The organism is Novipirellula herctigrandis (assembly GCA_007859835.1).
In the GTDB taxonomy this organism is placed as follows: Bacteria; Planctomycetota; Planctomycetia; order Pirellulales; family Pirellulaceae; genus Novipirellula_A; species Novipirellula_A herctigrandis.
In genome coordinates this window covers 5,100,209-5,118,623 of the sequence record SJPJ01000001.1, presented here as the reverse complement: position 1 = coordinate 5,118,623, position 18,415 = coordinate 5,100,209, and the positions used below count along the sequence as shown (strand labels likewise).

The following is an 18,415-nucleotide window of genomic DNA, read 5'->3' as shown; positions in this document are numbered from 1 at the left end:
CCGCATTGGGTAAACTATGCGGGTGAGTAAACCCCTAACGCCCGCTATAATCGTGAAAGCTCTCCTCAGGATCCGATGGTGCCCCAACGAAACTTACCCAGTGAAGAAAACGAACCACGTTTCGCGTTTGGCGAAAATTGGAGAGGATTTCTCGCATCGTTGGACGAAGCCCGAATCGACGAAGCAGTGACTTCGCTGAAAAATAATCTCCAATGCGAATCACTCCGCGGCAAGCGTTTTCTTGACATTGGTAGCGGCAGCGGACTCTTTTCGCTCGCCGCGCATCGGCTAGGCGCAGAGGTTACTTCGATCGACTACGATGCCGACAGCGTCTGGTGCACGGGCGAACTGAAACGCCGTTTTGGAAAAGACGGACTTGATTGGAAAATCCATCACGGATCCGTTCTCGACCGAGCATGGATCACTGCGCTCGGCCAATTCGAAGTTGTGTATTCATGGGGCGTACTTCATCATACCGGCAACATGACCGAAGCAATCGAAATCGCTGCTGATCGCACGATTTCCGGGGGCCAATTGTTCATCGCAATCTACAACGACCAAGGAAGTGCGAGCCGACGTTGGTTGAAAATCAAACAGATTTACAATCGCTTGCCCCGAGGACTGCGGGGCGGTTGGGTGACCGTCGTTGCCGCTGCTTACGAATTGAAGTTCGCATTGGCGAGATTACTGCGAGGTAAGAACCCACTGCCCTTTGCGGACTGGAAAGCAAAACGACGAGACCGGGGCATGTCGGCGTGGCACGACTGGGTCGACTGGGTCGGCGGGTTGCCTTTCGAAGTGGCCACCGCTGAGCAGATCATCGTCCCGCTTCGCAAGCGGGGATTCGTCCTCGACTCGTTAAAAACCGTCGGCAACGGCTGGGGATGCAACGAGTATGTGTTCTGCCGCCAATCAATCGATCTTGGCGATTCGTCGTAACGTCTCGATGAATTCGTTGCGGTCTTTGGGTGAGACAAGGTAGATTCGTTTTTCAGTTCGAATCGCTACACGACGAATCGAAAGCGCCGGCGCACTGTACAGGCTTCCCGATTTTTCCACCGATTGAATTTGGTCAAACGGGATCTGGTAACAAAGCAACCCACAACGAATCGAAACGGAATCTTCAAGGACCGTGTAACGACACGGAACGGTGAAAAGGCCAGTTATCGCTAACGATGCGGCACCGATCAGAAATAAGATCGATGCGTCGCCTGGGTTGCCATCAAGGATTAAGTAAATGCCTGCGAAAGCGGCGATCACGGGCGCGAGAAACAACAGCGCCGCGAGCCAAAGGTCGACAGCGGAATCGAAACGAATCGGCGGTTTTTGAGTCTTAGGAGCGTCATTCATGTGGTTCACGAAATACCGAGTGTTGCTAACGGATATTGTAGTCGCGCGGTGAGAAACAAGGCAGGTCCGATAAGCTCAAGTTTCCATTTCACCGCTCTGCTTTGCAAGACGCCGCATTGCTTCGCGCGGGACCACAATGCCCACAACCAACCCAAACGTGATCGCGATTGCGGTATGCAGCCATGCCAATCCATTTCCCGAGTCACTTCCAGCAACCATTGCGGATGAACCGCTATAGACCCAAATCGAATGCGGCACGACTGCGGCGATCGCTGCGATCAAATAGGGAATCCGACGCGCCGAACTAGCTCCCATGGAATAGCTAATCATCATGGTGGGAATCGGCGATAGCCTGATCAACAAATGAAAGCCAACTCCGGCCTCGGCCGCCATCTCGCGAATCACGGCTGCCCACGGACTCTTGCTGCTGGCGACCTTTTCATCAAGGTATCGGCGCAGCCACCAACGCCCAATCGCATAATTCAGCATTGCGGCAAGTGTGGCAATCAATAACAACAGTAGCGAGCCAGTGAGCATCCCGAATAGCGCGCCGGCGGAAACGGCAATCGCAGTTTTGGGAACCACCGTGCTCATCATCACAATGCCAACGACGACGAAAAGAAAGGTCGCAGCATTTCCTTGGTTGGCAATCCATTGTTGGACTTCGTCAACGTCCACTCCGACAGCGGCGAAAAGCAATGCCGCCAACAACAAGACAGCGGGAACGATCAAGCGAAAAGGAAATCGTCGTGAGTCGGTTGGGCTAGCCATGCTGTCGATCGAATGCAATTTGTGCGATGATAGGCGGAATGACAAATCACATGACTTGAATGAAGGGGACTTTTTTGTGATTGGCCAGTCTACCATCTTTCCCAAAGTTCGCTGCGGCCGTCCTTGGGGTTGGTGCAATTTATTTCGCAATCCGTTTGGTGAATTGACACCCGACGAACGAGCCGAACTTGCGGTGGTGGATATCTCGGAAATCGTTGGCGTCCTAAACCAGCCACGCATTGCGATTCAATTCATCGGCGAGTGCGGACGTGGCAAGACAACGCGAATGCTCGCGATTGGAAAAGAATTGCCCGAAGCCGCCTATGTCTATCTTGAGGAGGATCGACCCTGTGGCGCAATCCCAACGGGATATCCGTTGATGATTGACGAAGCCCAGCGGTTACCGCGAAGCGTGATGCGAACGATTTTCTCATCAGGGTTAACGCTGGTTTTGGCAACTCATCGCGATTTATCTCGTCCACTGCGATCATTTGGTTACCGCGTCAAGACTTACCGATTGGGGCGAGATGGGGATGCGAATTTGATTTGGGAGTGCTTGAACCGGCGAATTGAGGCGTCACGTTTGAACGCTGGCCCGATTCCGGTTCTTTCACGAGCCGATGCAGCGGAGTTGGTCCGACAGTTCGGTAGTGATATCAGGGCGATGGAAAGTTACTTGTACGACCAGGTTCAAAAGCAGGTGTATAGCGATGGCGAAATGCGATTTATCGATTGAGTTGGAAAAAGAGCCTGAATTCCTTCATGATGGCGGCGCGACAATTCGTGGAACGCTTCATGTCCACGTTGATAAAGGTGTGTCGTGTAGTGGACTTGTTGTGGAATCGGTTTGGCGAACACATGGCCAAGGAAACGTAGCAAAAGGAACCGCAGAATCGAAAACGCTCTTCAAAGGCGAATGGACCGAGGGCCAGTCCGAATCGTACCCGTTTGAACTGTCGATCGCGGAATGGCCGCCGAGCTATCACGGTCGCTACTTGAACATCGATCACTATATCGATGCACGCGCGAAGATCCCCTGGAGTTTCGACCCCAAAGCATCGGTCCCTTTCCTGATGCGTCCCACATGCAACAGGGAACAAGCGATTGCTTCCACCAAAGTGCCAACAAAACAATTGGCGAGGTGGGCGATTGGACTTTTTGTTGTTATATGGTCAGTCTCTTTTTTTGGCGGTTTTGCGGTAGCAGGAAAGTCCATCGTTCCGTTTGTCTTGCTGACCTTGGTGATGCTTGTAGCGGGTGGATTTTATCTATTCCGTGTCTTTCTACCGCGATATTTGCTGGGCGAGGTGGTTTGTGACTTTGCAACTGCCTCCGTTGCGCCGGGCCAGCAAGCTCAAGGTGAACTCGTTGTCCGGCCACGTCGCAATGTTTCAATCAATAGTATCTCAATGACCTTCTCGGCTCGCGAAGAATGCGTCAGCGGCAGTGGAAGCAATCGAAAAACCCATAAGCATTTGTTCTATGAGCAAAAGGAACAGTTGGAAGGTCCGACGACTCTAAATGCGAATAAAGAACACCGTTTTGATTTGTCGGTCTCACTACCCAGTGACGCGCCCTATTCGATCGATTTGACGGACAACAAATTAATATGGTCTACCGACCTTCGCATCGATATCCCGCGTTGGCCTGATTGGCACAAAGCGATTCCGCTTGAGGTATTGCCGTCGGGGAAAGCAGGCCAAGTGCAGGGCAAACCGCTTCCAGAAATCATGGCTGGAGCGGCACCCGGCGGACGAGGACCGGAGCGGGCCATGCCGTCAGATTCGATCACTTTCGATGAGACCGCCGGACACCTTTGGGCCGTACGCGACGACCCGTCGCAACGCGAAATGCTGGTCGACGCAGTGACGGGATTGACATTCCAAATCTCGGCAAGGGTCGAACGGCGGTTATTGTACGCCGGCAGCGACGACCCCCATGTTTTCGATGGAGGATATGCAGTTTGGGCAAACGCCGAAGATCCCCCGTTGCCGCTGGTGCTCTACGTGCCACACCACTTGGCAGATGAATTCGAGCAGATTGGCCGCGAATTGTGGCATGGGCAAGGCAAAATATTGGGCTGGGATGATCGCCATGAACGACTGCAAATTCGTGTGGACGCCCTCTAGTCCCTCCCCTATCGGAATCGGCCCCCTCGGAATCAGCCGCCTCAGAATCTACTAGGTTCTCAATTCGCTCTGCGGAGTCTACACTGGCCCCTCTGCGTCCGTCTTCTGCTGACGGACTCCACTAATTTGCTATCCACGTTTTTGACCACCCCAATGGCTGCACCTCGCGTTTTGGTTCTCCGTGCTCCTGGCACCAATTGTGATGAAGAAACCGCCTATGCTTTCGAACAAGCCGGTGGGATCACCGAACGCGTTCACGTCAATCGGTTGATCGAAAACCCCGCGCTGCAAGATCGTTATCAGATTCTCTGTTTACCGGGCGGATTCAGTTACGGTGACGACATTGCGGCGGGTCGCATTTTGGCCACCAAACTTCGCCAATATCTCGCAGAACTTGTCGATGCTTTTGTTCACGGAAATGGCGATCGTTTGGTGCTTGGAATTTGCAATGGCATGCAAGTTCTGATGCGGTTAGGGGTATTGACCGAGGGAATCGAATCGGACAACCATGCACCGGCGACACTCGATTGGAATGACCACGGACGCTTCGAAGATCGTTGGGTCGATTTGGTCGTGGACGAAACACCGTGCGTTTTTCTAAAAGGGATCGAGCGGATGTATTTGCCGATGGCACACGCCCAAGGCAAATTTGTCGCTGCCGGCCCAAAGGTGATCGAATCGATGCAGCAAGCGGGTCGCTTGGCGGTTCGCTACGCAAACGGCGACCATGGCAAAGTACAAAACGAGCCTTTGCCGTTCCCCATCAATCCGAATGGTGCCGATGCGAATACAGCGGGCGTTTGCGACGCGAGTGGCCGTGTCTTTGGCTTGATGCCGCATCCGGAACGGCATATCGATCCCACCCAGCATCCTTTCTGGACTCGCCGAAAGACACAACCTAGCCAGGGCGACGGAATGGCGATGTTTAACAATGCGATCGAGTGGTTCAGTTAGGCATCGGATCAGAGCTCTACGTCGACCGATGGAATTTTCGTCGACCGATGGAATCCAGATGAAGTACCGCACTGGCGTTTCGGTATCGATCGTGCCGGTCGTAACGCCCAATTGCGATCGGCAATACTTCCGACAAAGCATCCGCCGATCAGGAACGTAGTGGGCTCCCTAATTGATTGCGCCTGATTTGTTTACGCCTGATTTGACCATGGATGCGTCTCAATGTTGCTTCGGCTGATCGTCGGTTATTGCGTTATAGGTGTTTTTGCTTCTGCTGCGGTTGCGGGCCCAGGCTCTCGACGTTCACTAGCTGATAAACATGCCCCCGCTGGAATCATGGGCGACCATTTACACGAGCCCGGTAAGTGGATGGTTGAGTACAAGTACATGAACATGTTCATGGAAGACAACCGCATCGGCGAAAACACGATCTCGGACTCCTCCGCACTCGGAACATCCACACCCGTTGGACCTCCTGGCCCGGGCATCACCACCGACGGGATCACAACCAACCGAGCTGCTACTCCAACGCAAATGACGATGGAAATGCACATGGCTCATGTCATGTATGGAGCGACAGACGATATCACTCTCTATACGATGGCGATGCTGCCAAACATATCGATGGATCATACGCGGGCAGACTTTACCGATTTTACGACAAGTAACAGCGGCTTCGGCGACATGGCATTCGGTGCACTGCTGCGGCTTTACAGCGACGACTGCCAAGATTGGATACTCAATTTGGGGTGCTCGGTTCCGACCGGAGACATCTTTGAAACCACTTCGATACCGACCGGTTCGCCGACCGCCTTTCCTTATCCGATGCGTCTCGGTAGTGGTACGTTCAACATGCGTCCGGGGATTACCTTTAAACGCTATTACGACTGGTATAGCTGGGGGATGCAGTTCCAAACGGACTTGCCGATTGGACACAACTATCGCGGCTATCGAGTCGGAGAGGAATACCGTTTCAATAGTTGGAACAGTATTCTCTTGACAGACAACTTGTCGGTCTCGATGCGAGGTGAGCATCTATGGCGAACCGCTTTCGATGGCAAGGACCCTGAGGCAAACGGAACGATGATTAGCACCAATGTCGAACAGTTCCGTGGCGGCTACTGGTATAGCCTTGGTTTCGGGGCTCAGTACCTTTGGGGAAGCCACTACTTCAATGCCGAAATCGTTCCGACGATCGCTCAAGAGGTTGATGGAGTCCAGCTCGAAACCGACTACGCAATCATCGCTAGTTGGTCGAGAACTTTCTAACTACATTTCCGACCGCAGCGGATCCTCAACCGCACCGACGCGATAGGTGATGGCTCACTTGATGGCTTCAACAATAGTGATGCCAAATCCTTTTGCGGCAATAGCGGTCCGAAGTCTTCGCACTAGAAAAATAGCACCCGTGTGCTGCGGAGCAGCTGATGAATCGACGGCCAATTGAACATCCGTATGGATCGATTCCATCCCGGCAAAGTGGATTGCGATTGCATACACACAAAAAAGGCTGCAAAGCAGAGTTGCAACCTTCACCATGGTGGTGGCGTTTTGTTTGCGATTCACCTAAGTCGCCCCCTTGCGCTCCTTCGGCGGTGGACATTGTTTCGCGAGCATGGTAACCGATTCGGGAAGCAATCGACTGCTATGAATTCAAACACCGCGAAGCGAGCAAAGTGAACGTCAACGGTGACCCAAAGCCGAGGGTATTCTGCCAAACGGATTGCCGGTCGACCGGAGTGACCGTCAAAGGTTTACGGAAACAGATTTGCCGATCAAGGATTGCTGCGCACCGTCACGTGATTTCAGTTGCGCTCCTTTTCGCTTGCGTTCCTTTTCGCTTGCGTTCCAGCGGCAAATCCGTTTTACGACCTGCGGTGTGAGCGGCACGATATAGGCCTACAAACGGCCAACTCAACCGTCCGACCAATACCTCCGCGTTGGCAAAAGCATCCCTAAAGCGATCGTAACCGACTATGGTTGTTGAGTGACCAAGCTCCCGTGGACGCAACCAATGGCGGTCTTTGATCGTGATTTTTCACCTAACCCGGATTATTCATGAGATCGGCGTTGAGACACGTTTGGGCTTCGATTCGGTGGTGATCGCGAGTTCGGTGGCTCTGGGGGTGTGCTCGGCGCATGCCCCCCCCTTTCCCCCACACGAGCTGCGCAACAGCTTGCCTGTCTTACTCCGCTCGTTGAAGTGGCGGTGTGTATCGAGCCAACGTTTCGGCGACTCGACGAAGAGGGTTGGTCCACGGCCAACTCGAAGAGATCAGCACACGCACTCGTCGAGTGCGAACGACCACGCGGCAAGCCACTTTGATGACGCGAGTTCGCCAGGTGCAAGCGTGACCTTCCCCCAACGGGTCGCGACGACGACGCGTGTGATGGCGATGCTTCACCGCTGGCGACTGAGCTTCCAACGGGATGTCCCTACAACCAGGTTCGTCCATCATGGGCTTGATTTCCACGATACCGTGAAGCCGTACCAGGAGATTCGCTGCCATCGAATGCATCATCGCTCGAAACAGATTCGCTATGTAGCGATGGTCACTTAGCCGATCGCAGCATAGATCACACTTGAGTTCTTTGTTTCGATTTTCGCTCTCGCCTCGATCGGCATACTCGTCGTAAACGCCTCCAGGGCAAACGCTCACGCTAGGTCGATTGCTGACCACCGCACGCCGATTGGTGGCTAGAGATTGCACCTCGCACTTGACCACAACGCTTCGCGACTGTCGCCACGTTTTGGTTTGATAATCAAGTAGGGAAAACTTCGCTGAGCTTCGCCGGTTGCTTCAAAGGCAGCCACACTTTGCTGTAATAGCTCGTCACTTTCGCATTTGACACGAGAATTCATTTGGTAACCGATGCTGTACACCACGCCCGCAATCCGCTCGAGCGTGGCGTACCTCTCGGGAACTGCGAATCCGGAATCCGCTTGCACGTGAATCGAAATGTCTGGAAAACACGCTCGAATCTTTTCAATTTCGCGCCGCAGATCATCGGCAGCCCCCAAGCTCGCATGAGCTGATCCGAACAACAGGCTCGGCAACACGATCATGTCATTCTCAGCACAGGTGATCGCGCGAACTTGGTACTGGTACTGGTTGTAGAAGCCGTGAAAGAAAACCAACTGCTGGTTGCCATGAGCCGGATCATCGAAGGTATCCATGTCGAGCGTGATGGTTGTCGGCTCTTGGTTGAACGATTCTCCTGGACTTGTTCAAATTCGACGGTCCGATTCGCTCAAGAACCGAAGACAAATTGCTGCGCAGACTGTTAACTCATTTCGGGCCTTTTGGGTTAGTCGAAAGTGCTTGTGAGATAAACACTTAGACGTCAGAAAGGCCCTTTTTGTTTCCACGTTCATGAATAACCCGAGCTAGATTATAAACCGCGATATGCACCCATCTGGCTAAGGAGATTGCATTCCGGGGGAAGTAAGCTATTTTGCCTACCGAAACACCGCTATCCTAACGTTCGGGGCGACACCAATTAACGCAAAACGATCGCTCAATTTGGTGTAGACTCTATGCCCTTATTGTCTTGCGTTACCCACCTCAACTTCACCGCCCCGGAATCACCCAAAATTGCGGGGGGAGTATTGCTAATGTCTATTGTCTTATGCCGCGGGGGCCTGTTGGGCTTCCTAGTCGCACTCTCGCTCTGCGGAACTCTACTGGTCCACCCGCCGAGTTTGGCCGAACAGCCGGATCCCAAGCGTCCGAAACCCGCAACGGTACGAGCCGACAAGCCGCTGCGAATCGCGTTCATTACTTGTTCGGTCGAGGGAAAATTCTTTGAACCGGTCAAACGAGGCATGAACGACGCCGCCAAACTACTCGGCGTGACATGCGAATTCAAAGGGACCCGAGGCGTCAACTTGGACTCGCAAGCAACAATGGTCCGCGCGGCTGTTGCCGAAGGCTACGACGGCATCGCACTGAACATTGTGGATCCCAACGCCTTCGACACTGCAGTGCAAGAGGCCATCGACGCTGGTGTGCCCGTTGTGGCATTCAATGTGGACGATCATAACTCACCCAACGCTCGTTTAGCCGCAGTGAACCAACGATTGTATGATGCCGGCCGATCCCTAGCCGAACATGTCGCTGCGGAGATCCCCGAAAACGCTCATGTCTTGATGACGATGCATGATAAAGGAGTCTCTGCATTAGAAGATCGATTGCATGGATTGCAGGATGTATTGAAAGACAAGCCCGTTCGTTGGACCATCGTGATTACCGGCAATGATTCCGCCAAAGGCGCAGCGGTGATCACCGATGCACTGCAGCAGCATCCTGACATTCGCATTGTTTTGAGCACAGGGCAAGCTGATACCGAATCGGCTGGCCTCGCGATTGAAAAAAACTTTAGCGACAACGGTTACTGGTCAGCTGGGTTTGATCTGTCCAACGAGACATTGCGTCTGATTCAAGCCGGGCATATCCACTGTACCGTTGACCAACAACCCTACGTTCAGGGATTTTATCCCGTAGTACAACTAACACACTACTTGCGTTACGGTATCCATCCTTCGGACATTGATGCTGGAGCCGCGATCATTAATCGTGACAACGTAAAACAAGTCTTGGAACTGAAGCGAGAGAACTACCGATGACGATTGACATTGAATTTCTAGACCTCGTCATCATCATTGGCTACCTGCTAGGGATTGTCGCGCTTGGTTGTTGGGTTGGAATACGGAAAAAGGGGAACACCTCCGAGGGCAAAGACTATTTTCTTGCCGGAGGCTCTTTGACATGGCCAGTCATCGGGCTTGCTCTGTTTTCAACAAACATCTCAACCATTCATCTTGTTTCGCTTGCCCAAGAAGGCTACGTGAATGGTTTGGCCTACGGCAACTTTGAGTGGATGGCACCGTTTACGCTTATTATCTTGGCGTTATTCTTCGCACCGTTTTACATTCGTTCGAAAGTCGTCACATTGCCGGACTTCTTAGAACAACGGTACAACCGTGCTTGCCGCGATTGGTTAGCGGTTTTGTCGATTATCTCAGCCGTTTTCATTCATATTGGATTCTCGCTTTACACTGGCGCTGTCGTCCTTCACGGCATGTTCGGTATGGATCTTTACCTATGTATTATCTTAACAGCTGCATTGACCGGTCTTTACACGATCGTCGGCGGGTTGAGTGCGGTGGTCATTACCGAATCGATTCAAACAATCGTCCTTTTGCTGGGTGCCTGCTGTATCACAGCGATCGCGTACTACCAAGTGGGCGGTTGGTCAGGCCTGACGGACTCGGTCGATCCCGTGAAGCTAACTGTAATGCGACCAGCCGACGATCCATCGGGTTTGCCATGGTATAGCGTACTGCTTGGATATCCCGTCATTGGCATTTGGTATTGGTGTGCAGATCAAACGATTGTGCAGCGAGTCTTAGGTGCGAAAGATGAAAACCATGCTCGTATCGGGCCACTTTTTGCAGGCTTTATCAAGATTTTTCCACTCTTTATTTTCGTTCTGCCTGGGTTGATGTGCGCGGCATTGATCAAGCAAGGAAAACTTCCCGATGAGCTCGCCAATTCCGCTGACACGTATGCGTTCATGATCGGCCATTTGTTGCCGGTCGGCCTCAAAGGAATCGTTGCTGCAGCATTGTTGGCGGCATTAATGGGAACGGTGTCTGGGGCACTTAATTCAACGGCGACATTGTTCAGCTACGACCTTTTCAAGCGTTGGCGTCCCGCGACGGAAGATCACAAATTAGTGGTGATTGGCCGTATCGTAACCTTTGTCGCCATGATTGCTGCGATCGTTTGGTCGCCACTTCTAGGTCGTTTCGAAAGTATTTTCCAAGGCGTCAATTCGATGATTTGTTACATCGCACCGCCGATCACCACGGTCTTTTTATGGGGCGTGCTATGGAAGGGAGCTTCACCGCGAGCCGCACAAGTGACCTTGTACGCAGGTTCTGTGTTGGGGCTCAGCGTATTCCTATTGGATTGGTTTAAAGAAACGACGCATTGGAATGTACCGTTCATGATGGCGGCATTCTATTTGTTTGTTGTCTGCTCGATGATGTTGGCTGCACTTTCGATGATATGGAAACGTGTAGCAACGCCCGAGAGTGATCGTTTGATTTGGGATAACCCGATGGCTTGCCTTCGTGCCGACGAAACAACATGGCGTGGAATCGGCGATTTTCGTTTGGTCAGCGCTGTGTTGTTCCTAACGATGCTTGGGCTTTATTGGCTTTTCGCCTAAACCGTGTTTAGAAAACCGAGATTTGGTGTTCGATCATGCAATCCTTGATACTTCAAGAACCGGGGCGGTTTGAGTGGACCGACACATCCGAACCGGATTGTCGTGCCGACGAAGCACTCGTGCTTGTTCGTCGTTGTGGTGTCTGTGGGACGGACATCCACGCGTACGCGGGCAAACAACCTTTTTTTTCGTACCCACGCCGACTTGGACATGAATTGGCTGTCGAAATCCTCGCAGCACCAAGCAATAGTGGTCTAGCAAAAGGTGATCACTGTGCAGTGGAAGCCTACGACTTCTGTGGCGTCTGCCCCGCATGTCGAGCGGGCAAGACGAACTGCTGCCATCGACTCAGCGTGCTCGGTGTCCATGTTGACGGAGGCCATACAATTCGGATGGCCATCCCGACGAAATACCTCCATAAAAGTGATTCACTTGATTGGGATCAATTGGCTCTCGTCGAACCGCTGGTGATCGGAGCCCATGCTGTGGAACGAGCCTCGATCACACCGCATGATCGTGTTGTGATTCTAGGGATGGGACCGATCGGATTAGCAACTGCTTTATTCGCAAAAGCATCCAAGTGCAATCTAACGTGCATCGACCTTAATGCGGACCGACTAAGCTTCGCCACGGAAACCATGAACCTCGGGACGCCCATTCGCGGCGGCGATGGGCGGAAAGAAAGGTTGATCGAACACCTCGGACAATTGCCCAATGTGATCATTGATGCAACCGGAAACCAGCGATCGATGGACGGCTGTTTTGATCTGGCTGAACATGGCGGGCGAATCGTTTTCGTCGGCCTATTCATCGGAGACTTGACCATCCACGATCCGAATTTCCACCGCCGCGAATTGACACTGCTCGCCAGCCGCGCGGGAACAAGCGAATCCTTCGCCGATGTGATTCGACAAATGGAGAATGGGTCGGTCGATGCATTACCATTGATTACTCATCGTATCGCGTTTGCGGAACTTGCAGATCGCTTGCCAACGATTCACCAAGAACCGAGGCTAGTCAAAGCCATGATCGATTTTGAATAAGCCACAACAAACGAACCACCATGAAAATCACCAAGCTCAGGCCGCTCATTCTCCACGCGCCCGTGACTCGCGGCGGAATCGCCGATAGCACACATAGCATCACCCACTGGGGCGCGCCTGGGGTGGCGATCCACACCGATTCGGGACACGTCGGTTACGGTTTTTCGGGGACCCACGCGCATTTGCCAACGGACCGACTGATCGTCGATTGCATCACCAATAGCTTTGGACCGCTGCTGATCGGAGAAGATCCATGCGAAGTGCGAGCCCTTTGGGAAAAACTCTATCATCAGAGTGAAATCTATTGGGTCGGCCGAGCTGGGATCACGCATTTGGCGCTCGGTGCAATCGATATTGCGCTGTGGGACTTGAAAGCCAAACAAGCCGAACAACCTCTTTGGAAGCTTCTAGGTGGGACGAATCAGAAAAAAGTGGAAGCCTACAACACCGACGGTGGCTGGTTGAATTGGCCAATGGAAACCTTGGTCAGTGATTGTCAACGCATGATCGACGAGGAAGGGTATCGAGCGGTGAAGATCAAAATTGGCGGACCGAGCGCAAACGAAGATTTGCGCCGTGTCGAAGCGGTCCGCACTGCACTCGGGCCGGACGTTCGCATCATGACTGACGTGAACGGTCGCTGGTCGCTACCCCGCGCGATTCAAACCGGCGGACGATTGCACGACTTCGATATCACTTGGATCGAGGAACCGATTTGCTTTGACGATTTAGAAGGGCATCGCCGACTAGCCCAGAGCATCTCGACGCCGATCGCCATGGGCGAACAATTGTATTTGGCGACCCAATTTCGTGATTTTATTCACGCCGGTGCGGTCCACTATGTCCAACCCGACATTGTCCGATTGGCTGGCATTACCGAATGGTGGCAAGTCGCGGATTTAGCTCATTGTTACCGCTTGGATGTCGTTCCCCATGTTGGCGACATGTGCCAAGTTCACCAACACCTTTGCCTTGCCCATCCCGCTTGCAGCTTGCTGGAATACATTCCTTGGCTGCGTGATTGGATGCTGCACCCCGCGATTGTCGAGGATGGTTACTACGTCGCACCGGAAACTCCTGGGGCAGGCATGGAACCGACGGCGGAAGCCATCGCCAAGATTAATCAAATTTAGCAAACTCCATTACCAACACTGAGAAGAATATGAACGAGTCTCCCTTTAGCTTAACGGGCGATGTGGCCTTGATTACCGGTGGCGGCACCGGACTCGGCTTGGGAATGGCCGAAGCGATGATTCACGCCGGTGCAAAAGTGGCGATCACCGGTCGCCGAGAAGCTCCGCTGCAAGAAGCAGTTAACCAACTCGGTCAAAACGCTATCTACATCGTGGGCGATGTCACAAAAGATTCGGATCGAAACAAGATCGTCACCGAGGCTGCGGCGCGGTTGAATGGCCCGATTTCGATCCTTGTGAACAACGCTGGGCAAAACATGAAGAAGCCAGCAATGGAAACGAGCGACGAAGAGTTTGACTCACTGCTCGAAACGCACGTCAAAGCGTCACTTGCTCTATCACGTTTAGTCGCGCCAGGCATGTTTGATCGCGAATCGGGGAATATTTTGTTTATTGCCTCGATGGCATCCTACATGGGAGTGCCAAATATTATTGGCTACACGGCAGCAAAGACCGCAGTGCTCGGACTCGTCCGCGCCCTAGCAACCGAATGGTCCCCGAAAGGGATTCGCATCAACGCAATCGCCCCAGGATGGATTGAAACACCGATGACTCGCAAAGCGTTTGATGGCGATCCCGAGCGAAAGAGAAAGGTTCTCTCGCGCACGCCCTTGAACCGGATGGGATTACCAGCGGACATCGGAAACGCCGCCGTTTTTCTCTGTTCGCCCGCAGCGAACTTTGTTACTGGACAAACCTTTCCTATCGACGGCGGTGCCTCAATTGGGTTTTGAATGAACCCACGGTTTTGAGCAATGCTTTTCCGCTAGCGTTAAGTTGACTTTCGCCACACGATTTCCGCAACGCAACATACCAAAGCCAAAGCTACCCACCATTGGAATCGGGCTTCATATTGATTGATCGTCGCGGTTTCAAACGATTGCTGAGGGACGTTAGAAACGTAGCCGCGATAGACACTAGCCATGTCCACTTGTTTCGTTCCCGCAGGGATGAACGCTCCTTCGGTTTCAGCTGCAATCGCCCTCAATATCTGACCATCGAGTTTTGACCAAACTTGCTGGCCTTCGTACTGCAAATAATCTCGTTGGCGTTGCGAGTCAAGCGGGATTCGCGCGCCCTGCTCGATGTCACCAAGTCCAACGGTAAAAATCCGAATACCATGTTCTTCGAAAGCACGTGTTGCGACTTGAACCGGCTCGCTCTCTTGGTCTTCGCCATCGGTAAAAATCACCATTGCCTTGTGATCATTCACTTTTGTCAAAAATCCTTCTACGGCCACGCGAATTGCATCACCGAGTCGCGAACCGCCTCGCGACACGCTATCAGGCGAAACGTTTCGAAGCGAGCGACGAAAGTCGTCATAGTGGCTTGTCATCGGAATTTCTTGACGAACGTCGCCTGCGAACACGATTAAGCCAACGCGGTCGCCCGTCATCGCATCAAGCATATCGCTGATCTGCTGCTTTGCTCGTTCGAGTCGATTCGGAGTCGCGTCTTCGGCTAACATCGATCGCGAAACGTCCAGAACAAACATCACTTCGATTCCCTTTTGCGGAACCTGCCTCGACACCTTTCCCCAGCGAATATCCACCAATGCCACGGACAAAAAGACGATCGCCATCGTGAGTAGAATCATATGGCTTGTGGTGCGAAGAACACGATGATGAGGCACCAAACGATCAACCAAATTTGCGGTTGCAAACCGCCTCAATCGATTTCGTCGCCAAATGGCACTTGCAACCATCACCGCCAAACAACCGATCGCCAACCACAACCCATTAAGTGCGACTAGATTTCCGTATTGAATGTCCATGGATCATCGTTCCTTAAATCAGTGCACGTATGACGGCGTGTCGCATCAGTATGCCTGCCACCAGAAACACCAATGCCACCATCGCAATTGGCGGAAAACGAAACGAACTCCAATCAAAAGATTGCACCGCAATTTCGCGGTAGTCGGTAAATTGGTGGGATTCCATTTTCGTTTTTTCTAGCTGGTCAATCGTTTCATAGATCGCCTTAAGCGATTCAGTGTCGGTGGCTCGAAAATAGGTACCGCCCGTAACATCAGCAATTTTTTTTAATGTCGCCTCGTCAATATTGACTCTCATCATTCGCATTACCGTACGTCCCATGAACGGGCTTTGCGTCGGAAACGGTGCGTTCCCCTTGGTTCCGACTCCAATTGTGTAGATCCGAATTCCTTTGGTTTGTGCTAGTTCAGCGGCTTGGACGGGTTCAAATTCACCAGCGGTGTTTTCCCCGTCTGTCATCAAAATCATAATTTTGCTGGCGACTTTCTCATCGCGGCCCTCGTCGAGCGAATTCAATTTTTCAACTGCTAAACTAATCGCGTCTCCAATCGCGGTTCCATCCTCGGACTGCTGAGAAACGATTTGGGTCCGGTTCAATTGAGCAAGCAAGAACGCATGATCAAGCGTAGGTGGAGTGATTGCATCGGCATAACCAGCGAATGTAATCAGCCCAATTAGATCACTGGCGCGGCCTGCTAAGGGGACACTTTGTGTCGGATCGCCTTGAACAAACTCCCCAGCAACATTCTTAATTGCGGTTAGCCGGTCGACATTCTGATTGTCAATTTGAAAATCCATCGCTTGCATGCTACCCGAACGGTCGACGACAATTTCCATTGCAATGCCCTCGGTATCAATGACGGTTTGCTCGCGTCCAATTCGGGGCCGGGCCAATGCGACGATCATCGCAGCAATCGACAACAACAATAAGGCATCAGGAAGCCAAGCGAGTCTTTGACGCCAAGAAACGGGAATCTCGCCAATCGTTGCGGTGGAACTAAACAGAACCGATTTCGATTTTTCAATCTCGAACATCCGCCGAGCCAAAAACGGCAGACCAAGCAGCAGAATCAAAAACCAAGGATCGTCGAACATCAAATCGTCTCCTTGGAAGCCATTTCCTGGGATTCCAACATTTGCGAATCGACTGCCTGGACCAAGCTGCGCAGCCATTCGATTGTCTCATTGCACTTTGCGACTTCTGGGCCATCCGTGTTAGGCCGATTAGTTTCACTGTGCCCAGCAAACTTCATCTCGTCTGCCTCCCGCAACAGCGATGTCAAATGATGCCGTGATTCGTCGCTGAGCCATGGACCGGTTCGAATCGCTGAGACGACTTCGTCGGTTGTCATCACTTCGGGATCGAGTCCATGATGGGAGGCTGCAAAATCACGAGCGATACGAGCCGTACGCAAATAGGCCTGCGAAGAATTGATTTCCTTTGCCGTAACTGCCTGCGAAACCGCCTCGAGTCGCCGCAGGGTCCACTGAGTCGTTGTCGGCACAATCCTTCGTCGACGTTTACCAAAAACCATCGCCGCAATTCCGACGACCGTTGCAGCAAACGCCAATCCAATCCACCAATACCAACCAAAGCTTTGCGTGGTTGTCTCGACTGACATTTGCCCTTTGATGGGGCGCGGATTCGAAGGGCTTTCGTCGTCGGTCAGTACGCTAAGCACATGCACCGTAGCCGGCTCCGTCACCAACAATTCACTCTCACCATTTAGTCGATAGCGAATCTCGATCGAAGGGATTTGATGCTCACCAATTTGCAGCGTTTGAAGCTTAAATCGCCAAAGCCATTGGCGCTGACTCGTGCCAATTGGCATGGAAGGCTTTGACTCCACCGAAACAATTTCAAATGGACCAAGTGACTCCCCTGCCTCAGGGATTTCCGAGTCCGAGAATTCGAGCTCCAAATTGGATGGCGCGTCAATCACGATCGAAAGCGTGATCGGATCAAGAATCTTTACCTCGGAGCGATCGACTTGCGTCGAGCAACCCAATTCAGCACCCATCGCGTCCTGTGCCGCCGACACTACCGCACATAGCATGACAAGCAATGCGAATCGTTTTAACCTTATCATCGGCGAAGCTCCCGCTGATGAAAGTATTGCTGCAACGGTCGGACGAAATCGTTTCCGGTTTCAAGATAGATCGCCGACATGCGCATCCGCTTCAACGATGCATCGAGTCGCTCTCTTCGCTGTTTTGCCATTTCCTCAAATGCCCTACGGACCCGTCCACTTGACGTATCGATCAATTGGGTTTGCCCGGTTTCCGCATCGCGAAGTCGTACTAAACCAACGTTGGGCATTGTTGATTCTCGTTCGTCACGCACAACCACCGGGATAATTTCATGGCGTCGGCGTGCAACCTTCAAAGTATTTTCGCTATGCTCATCTTCAAAATCGCTGATCAAGAATACGACCTTCCTACGGTGCGACGTACGATTTAGATGTTCGATCGCCGAAGTCAAATCGGTTCCCTGGCCACTCGGTTCAAAGTAAAGCAACTCTCGAATCAATCGCAAACAATGTCGGGTCCCTTTGCGTGGCGGAATCGACTTCTCAACATTATTTGAAAACAATGTCAGACCGACTTTGTCATTATTCTTGATCGCCGAAAAAGCGAGCGTTGCTCCGAGTTCAGCGACGAGTTCACGCTTGGTTTGCGTTTGCGTGCCAAAAAACTGCGACGGACTAATATCGACGAGCAATTGCACCGACAATTCCCGTTCTTCGCGAAACAGCTTAACGAATGGTTCACCGGCTCGGGCGGTCACATTCCAATCGATCGTGCGAACATCATCACCGATTTGGTACGGACGCACTTCTTCGAATTCGATGCCGCGTCCTTTGAATGCCGAATGCCACCCGCCCGCCAACAAGTCGTCGACGACATGCGACGTGCGGATTTGAATACGACGAATTTTCTTTAGAATTTCAGGAGGGATCACG

18 protein-coding genes and 1 pseudogene are annotated in these 18,415 nt (G+C 52.3%); 10 read left to right on the top strand and 9 right to left on the bottom strand.

Translation table 11 applies throughout. The annotated features are described in order from the left end of the window. Nucleotides 1-78 precede the first annotated feature (78 nt). Nucleotides 79-939: a class I SAM-dependent methyltransferase gene (locus tag CA13_RS18605; protein WP_419194549.1), complete on the top strand. Its 861-nt coding sequence runs from the start codon at nt 79-81 to the stop codon at nt 937-939. Here the strand turns inward: CA13_RS18605 and CA13_RS18600 are convergent. After that, nucleotides 913-1,350 (bottom strand): PH domain-containing protein, encoded by a 438-nt coding sequence (locus CA13_RS18600; protein ID WP_146399128.1) that lies wholly within the window; start codon nt 1,348-1,350, stop codon nt 913-915. The two genes, CA13_RS18605 and CA13_RS18600, sit on opposite strands and share 27 nt — an antisense overlap. A 75-nt stretch (nt 1,351-1,425) precedes the next feature. Beyond that, nucleotides 1,426-2,121: a TVP38/TMEM64 family protein gene (locus CA13_RS18595; RefSeq protein WP_419194548.1), complete on the bottom strand. Its 696-nt coding sequence runs from the start codon at nt 2,119-2,121 to the stop codon at nt 1,426-1,428. Between the two features lie 76 nt (nt 2,122-2,197). Between CA13_RS18595 and CA13_RS18590 the strand changes: the two genes are divergently transcribed. From CA13_RS18590 to CA13_RS18575, 4 genes are all read left to right on the top strand, one after another. Then, a complete protein-coding gene (locus CA13_RS18590) occupies nt 2,198-2,857 on the top strand; it encodes a hypothetical protein (protein WP_419194547.1) in 660 nt (219 codons plus the stop codon). Continuing rightward, on the top strand, nt 2,832-4,250 hold the full coding sequence (locus CA13_RS18585) for a sporulation protein (RefSeq protein ID WP_419194546.1): 1,419 nt from the start codon (nt 2,832-2,834) through the stop codon (nt 4,248-4,250). The genes CA13_RS18590 and CA13_RS18585 overlap by 26 nt, the downstream gene beginning before the upstream one ends. A 153-nt stretch (nt 4,251-4,403) precedes the next feature. After that, complete coding sequence (locus CA13_RS18580; RefSeq protein WP_146399120.1) at nt 4,404-5,204, top strand: phosphoribosylformylglycinamidine synthase subunit PurQ; 801 nt, start codon at nt 4,404-4,406, stop codon at nt 5,202-5,204. Nucleotides 5,205-5,540: 336 nt separating this feature from the next. Then, nucleotides 5,541-6,473, top strand: a complete 933-nt coding sequence (locus tag CA13_RS18575; RefSeq protein ID WP_419194545.1) for a transporter — start codon at nt 5,541-5,543, stop codon at nt 6,471-6,473. A gap of 54 nt (nt 6,474-6,527) precedes the next feature. Here the strand turns inward: CA13_RS18575 and CA13_RS18570 are convergent, their stop codons facing one another. The 3 genes and pseudogenes from CA13_RS18570 to CA13_RS36135 form a co-directional block, all read right to left on the bottom strand. Further along, nucleotides 6,528-6,770: a hypothetical protein gene (locus tag CA13_RS18570; RefSeq protein WP_146399116.1), complete on the bottom strand. Its 243-nt coding sequence runs from the start codon at nt 6,768-6,770 to the stop codon at nt 6,528-6,530. A 620-nt stretch (nt 6,771-7,390) separates the two neighbouring features. After that, nucleotides 7,391-7,930 (bottom strand): transposase, encoded by a 540-nt coding sequence (locus CA13_RS36140; RefSeq protein ID WP_473087467.1) that lies wholly within the window; start codon nt 7,928-7,930, stop codon nt 7,391-7,393. Next, nucleotides 7,903-8,409: pseudogene (locus CA13_RS36135) on the bottom strand (transposase); the annotation flags it as partial. The gene CA13_RS36140 and the pseudogene CA13_RS36135, both read right to left, overlap by 28 nt. Nucleotides 8,410-8,820: 411 nt before the next feature. Here CA13_RS36135 and CA13_RS18555 point away from each other — a divergent pair. The 5 genes from CA13_RS18555 to CA13_RS18535 are packed head-to-tail and all read left to right on the top strand — an operon-like array spanning nt 8,821 to nt 14,411. After that, nucleotides 8,821-9,831, top strand: a complete 1,011-nt coding sequence (locus CA13_RS18555; protein ID WP_419194544.1) for a substrate-binding domain-containing protein — start codon at nt 8,821-8,823, stop codon at nt 9,829-9,831. Continuing rightward, nucleotides 9,828-11,441 (top strand): sodium:solute symporter, encoded by a 1,614-nt coding sequence (locus CA13_RS18550; RefSeq protein ID WP_146399108.1) that lies wholly within the window; start codon nt 9,828-9,830, stop codon nt 11,439-11,441. The genes CA13_RS18555 and CA13_RS18550 overlap by 4 nt, the downstream gene beginning before the upstream one ends. Nucleotides 11,442-11,476: 35 nt before the next feature. After that, entirely contained in the window at nt 11,477-12,484 is a 1,008-nt protein-coding gene (locus CA13_RS18545; RefSeq protein ID WP_146399106.1) for a zinc-binding alcohol dehydrogenase family protein, read from the top strand. A gap of 20 nt (nt 12,485-12,504) precedes the next feature. Next, on the top strand, nt 12,505-13,617 hold the full coding sequence (locus tag CA13_RS18540) for a mandelate racemase/muconate lactonizing enzyme family protein (protein WP_146399104.1): 1,113 nt from the start codon (nt 12,505-12,507) through the stop codon (nt 13,615-13,617). 29 nt (nt 13,618-13,646) lie between these two features. Then, nucleotides 13,647-14,411 (top strand): SDR family NAD(P)-dependent oxidoreductase, encoded by a 765-nt coding sequence (locus CA13_RS18535; protein WP_146399102.1) that lies wholly within the window; start codon nt 13,647-13,649, stop codon nt 14,409-14,411. Between the two features lie 38 nt (nt 14,412-14,449). On the opposite strand, the gene CA13_RS18530 is transcribed toward CA13_RS18535, so the two are convergent. From CA13_RS18530 to CA13_RS18515, 4 genes are read right to left on the bottom strand one after another with little or no spacing between them, the layout of a single operon-like run. Beyond that, nucleotides 14,450-15,451, bottom strand: coding sequence for a vWA domain-containing protein (locus CA13_RS18530; protein WP_146399100.1), 1,002 nt, complete (start codon nt 15,449-15,451; stop codon nt 14,450-14,452). Nucleotides 15,452-15,464: 13 nt separating this feature from the next. Then, a complete protein-coding gene (locus CA13_RS18525) occupies nt 15,465-16,547 on the bottom strand; it encodes a vWA domain-containing protein (protein ID WP_146399098.1) in 1,083 nt (360 codons plus the stop codon). Then, the gene (locus tag CA13_RS18520) at nt 16,547-17,542 is read right to left on the bottom strand and encodes a BatD family protein (protein WP_146399096.1); all 996 of its coding nucleotides are present in this window, start codon (nt 17,540-17,542) and stop codon (nt 16,547-16,549) included. Before CA13_RS18520 ends, CA13_RS18525 begins: the two co-directional genes overlap by 1 nt. Beyond that, nucleotides 17,539-18,414 carry a DUF58 domain-containing protein gene (locus CA13_RS18515; RefSeq protein ID WP_146399093.1) on the bottom strand — a complete coding sequence of 292 codons (876 nt, stop codon included), beginning with the start codon at nt 18,412-18,414 and terminating at the stop codon, nt 17,539-17,541. The genes CA13_RS18520 and CA13_RS18515 overlap by 4 nt, the downstream gene beginning before the upstream one ends. Nucleotide 18,415: the final 1 nt, after the last annotated feature.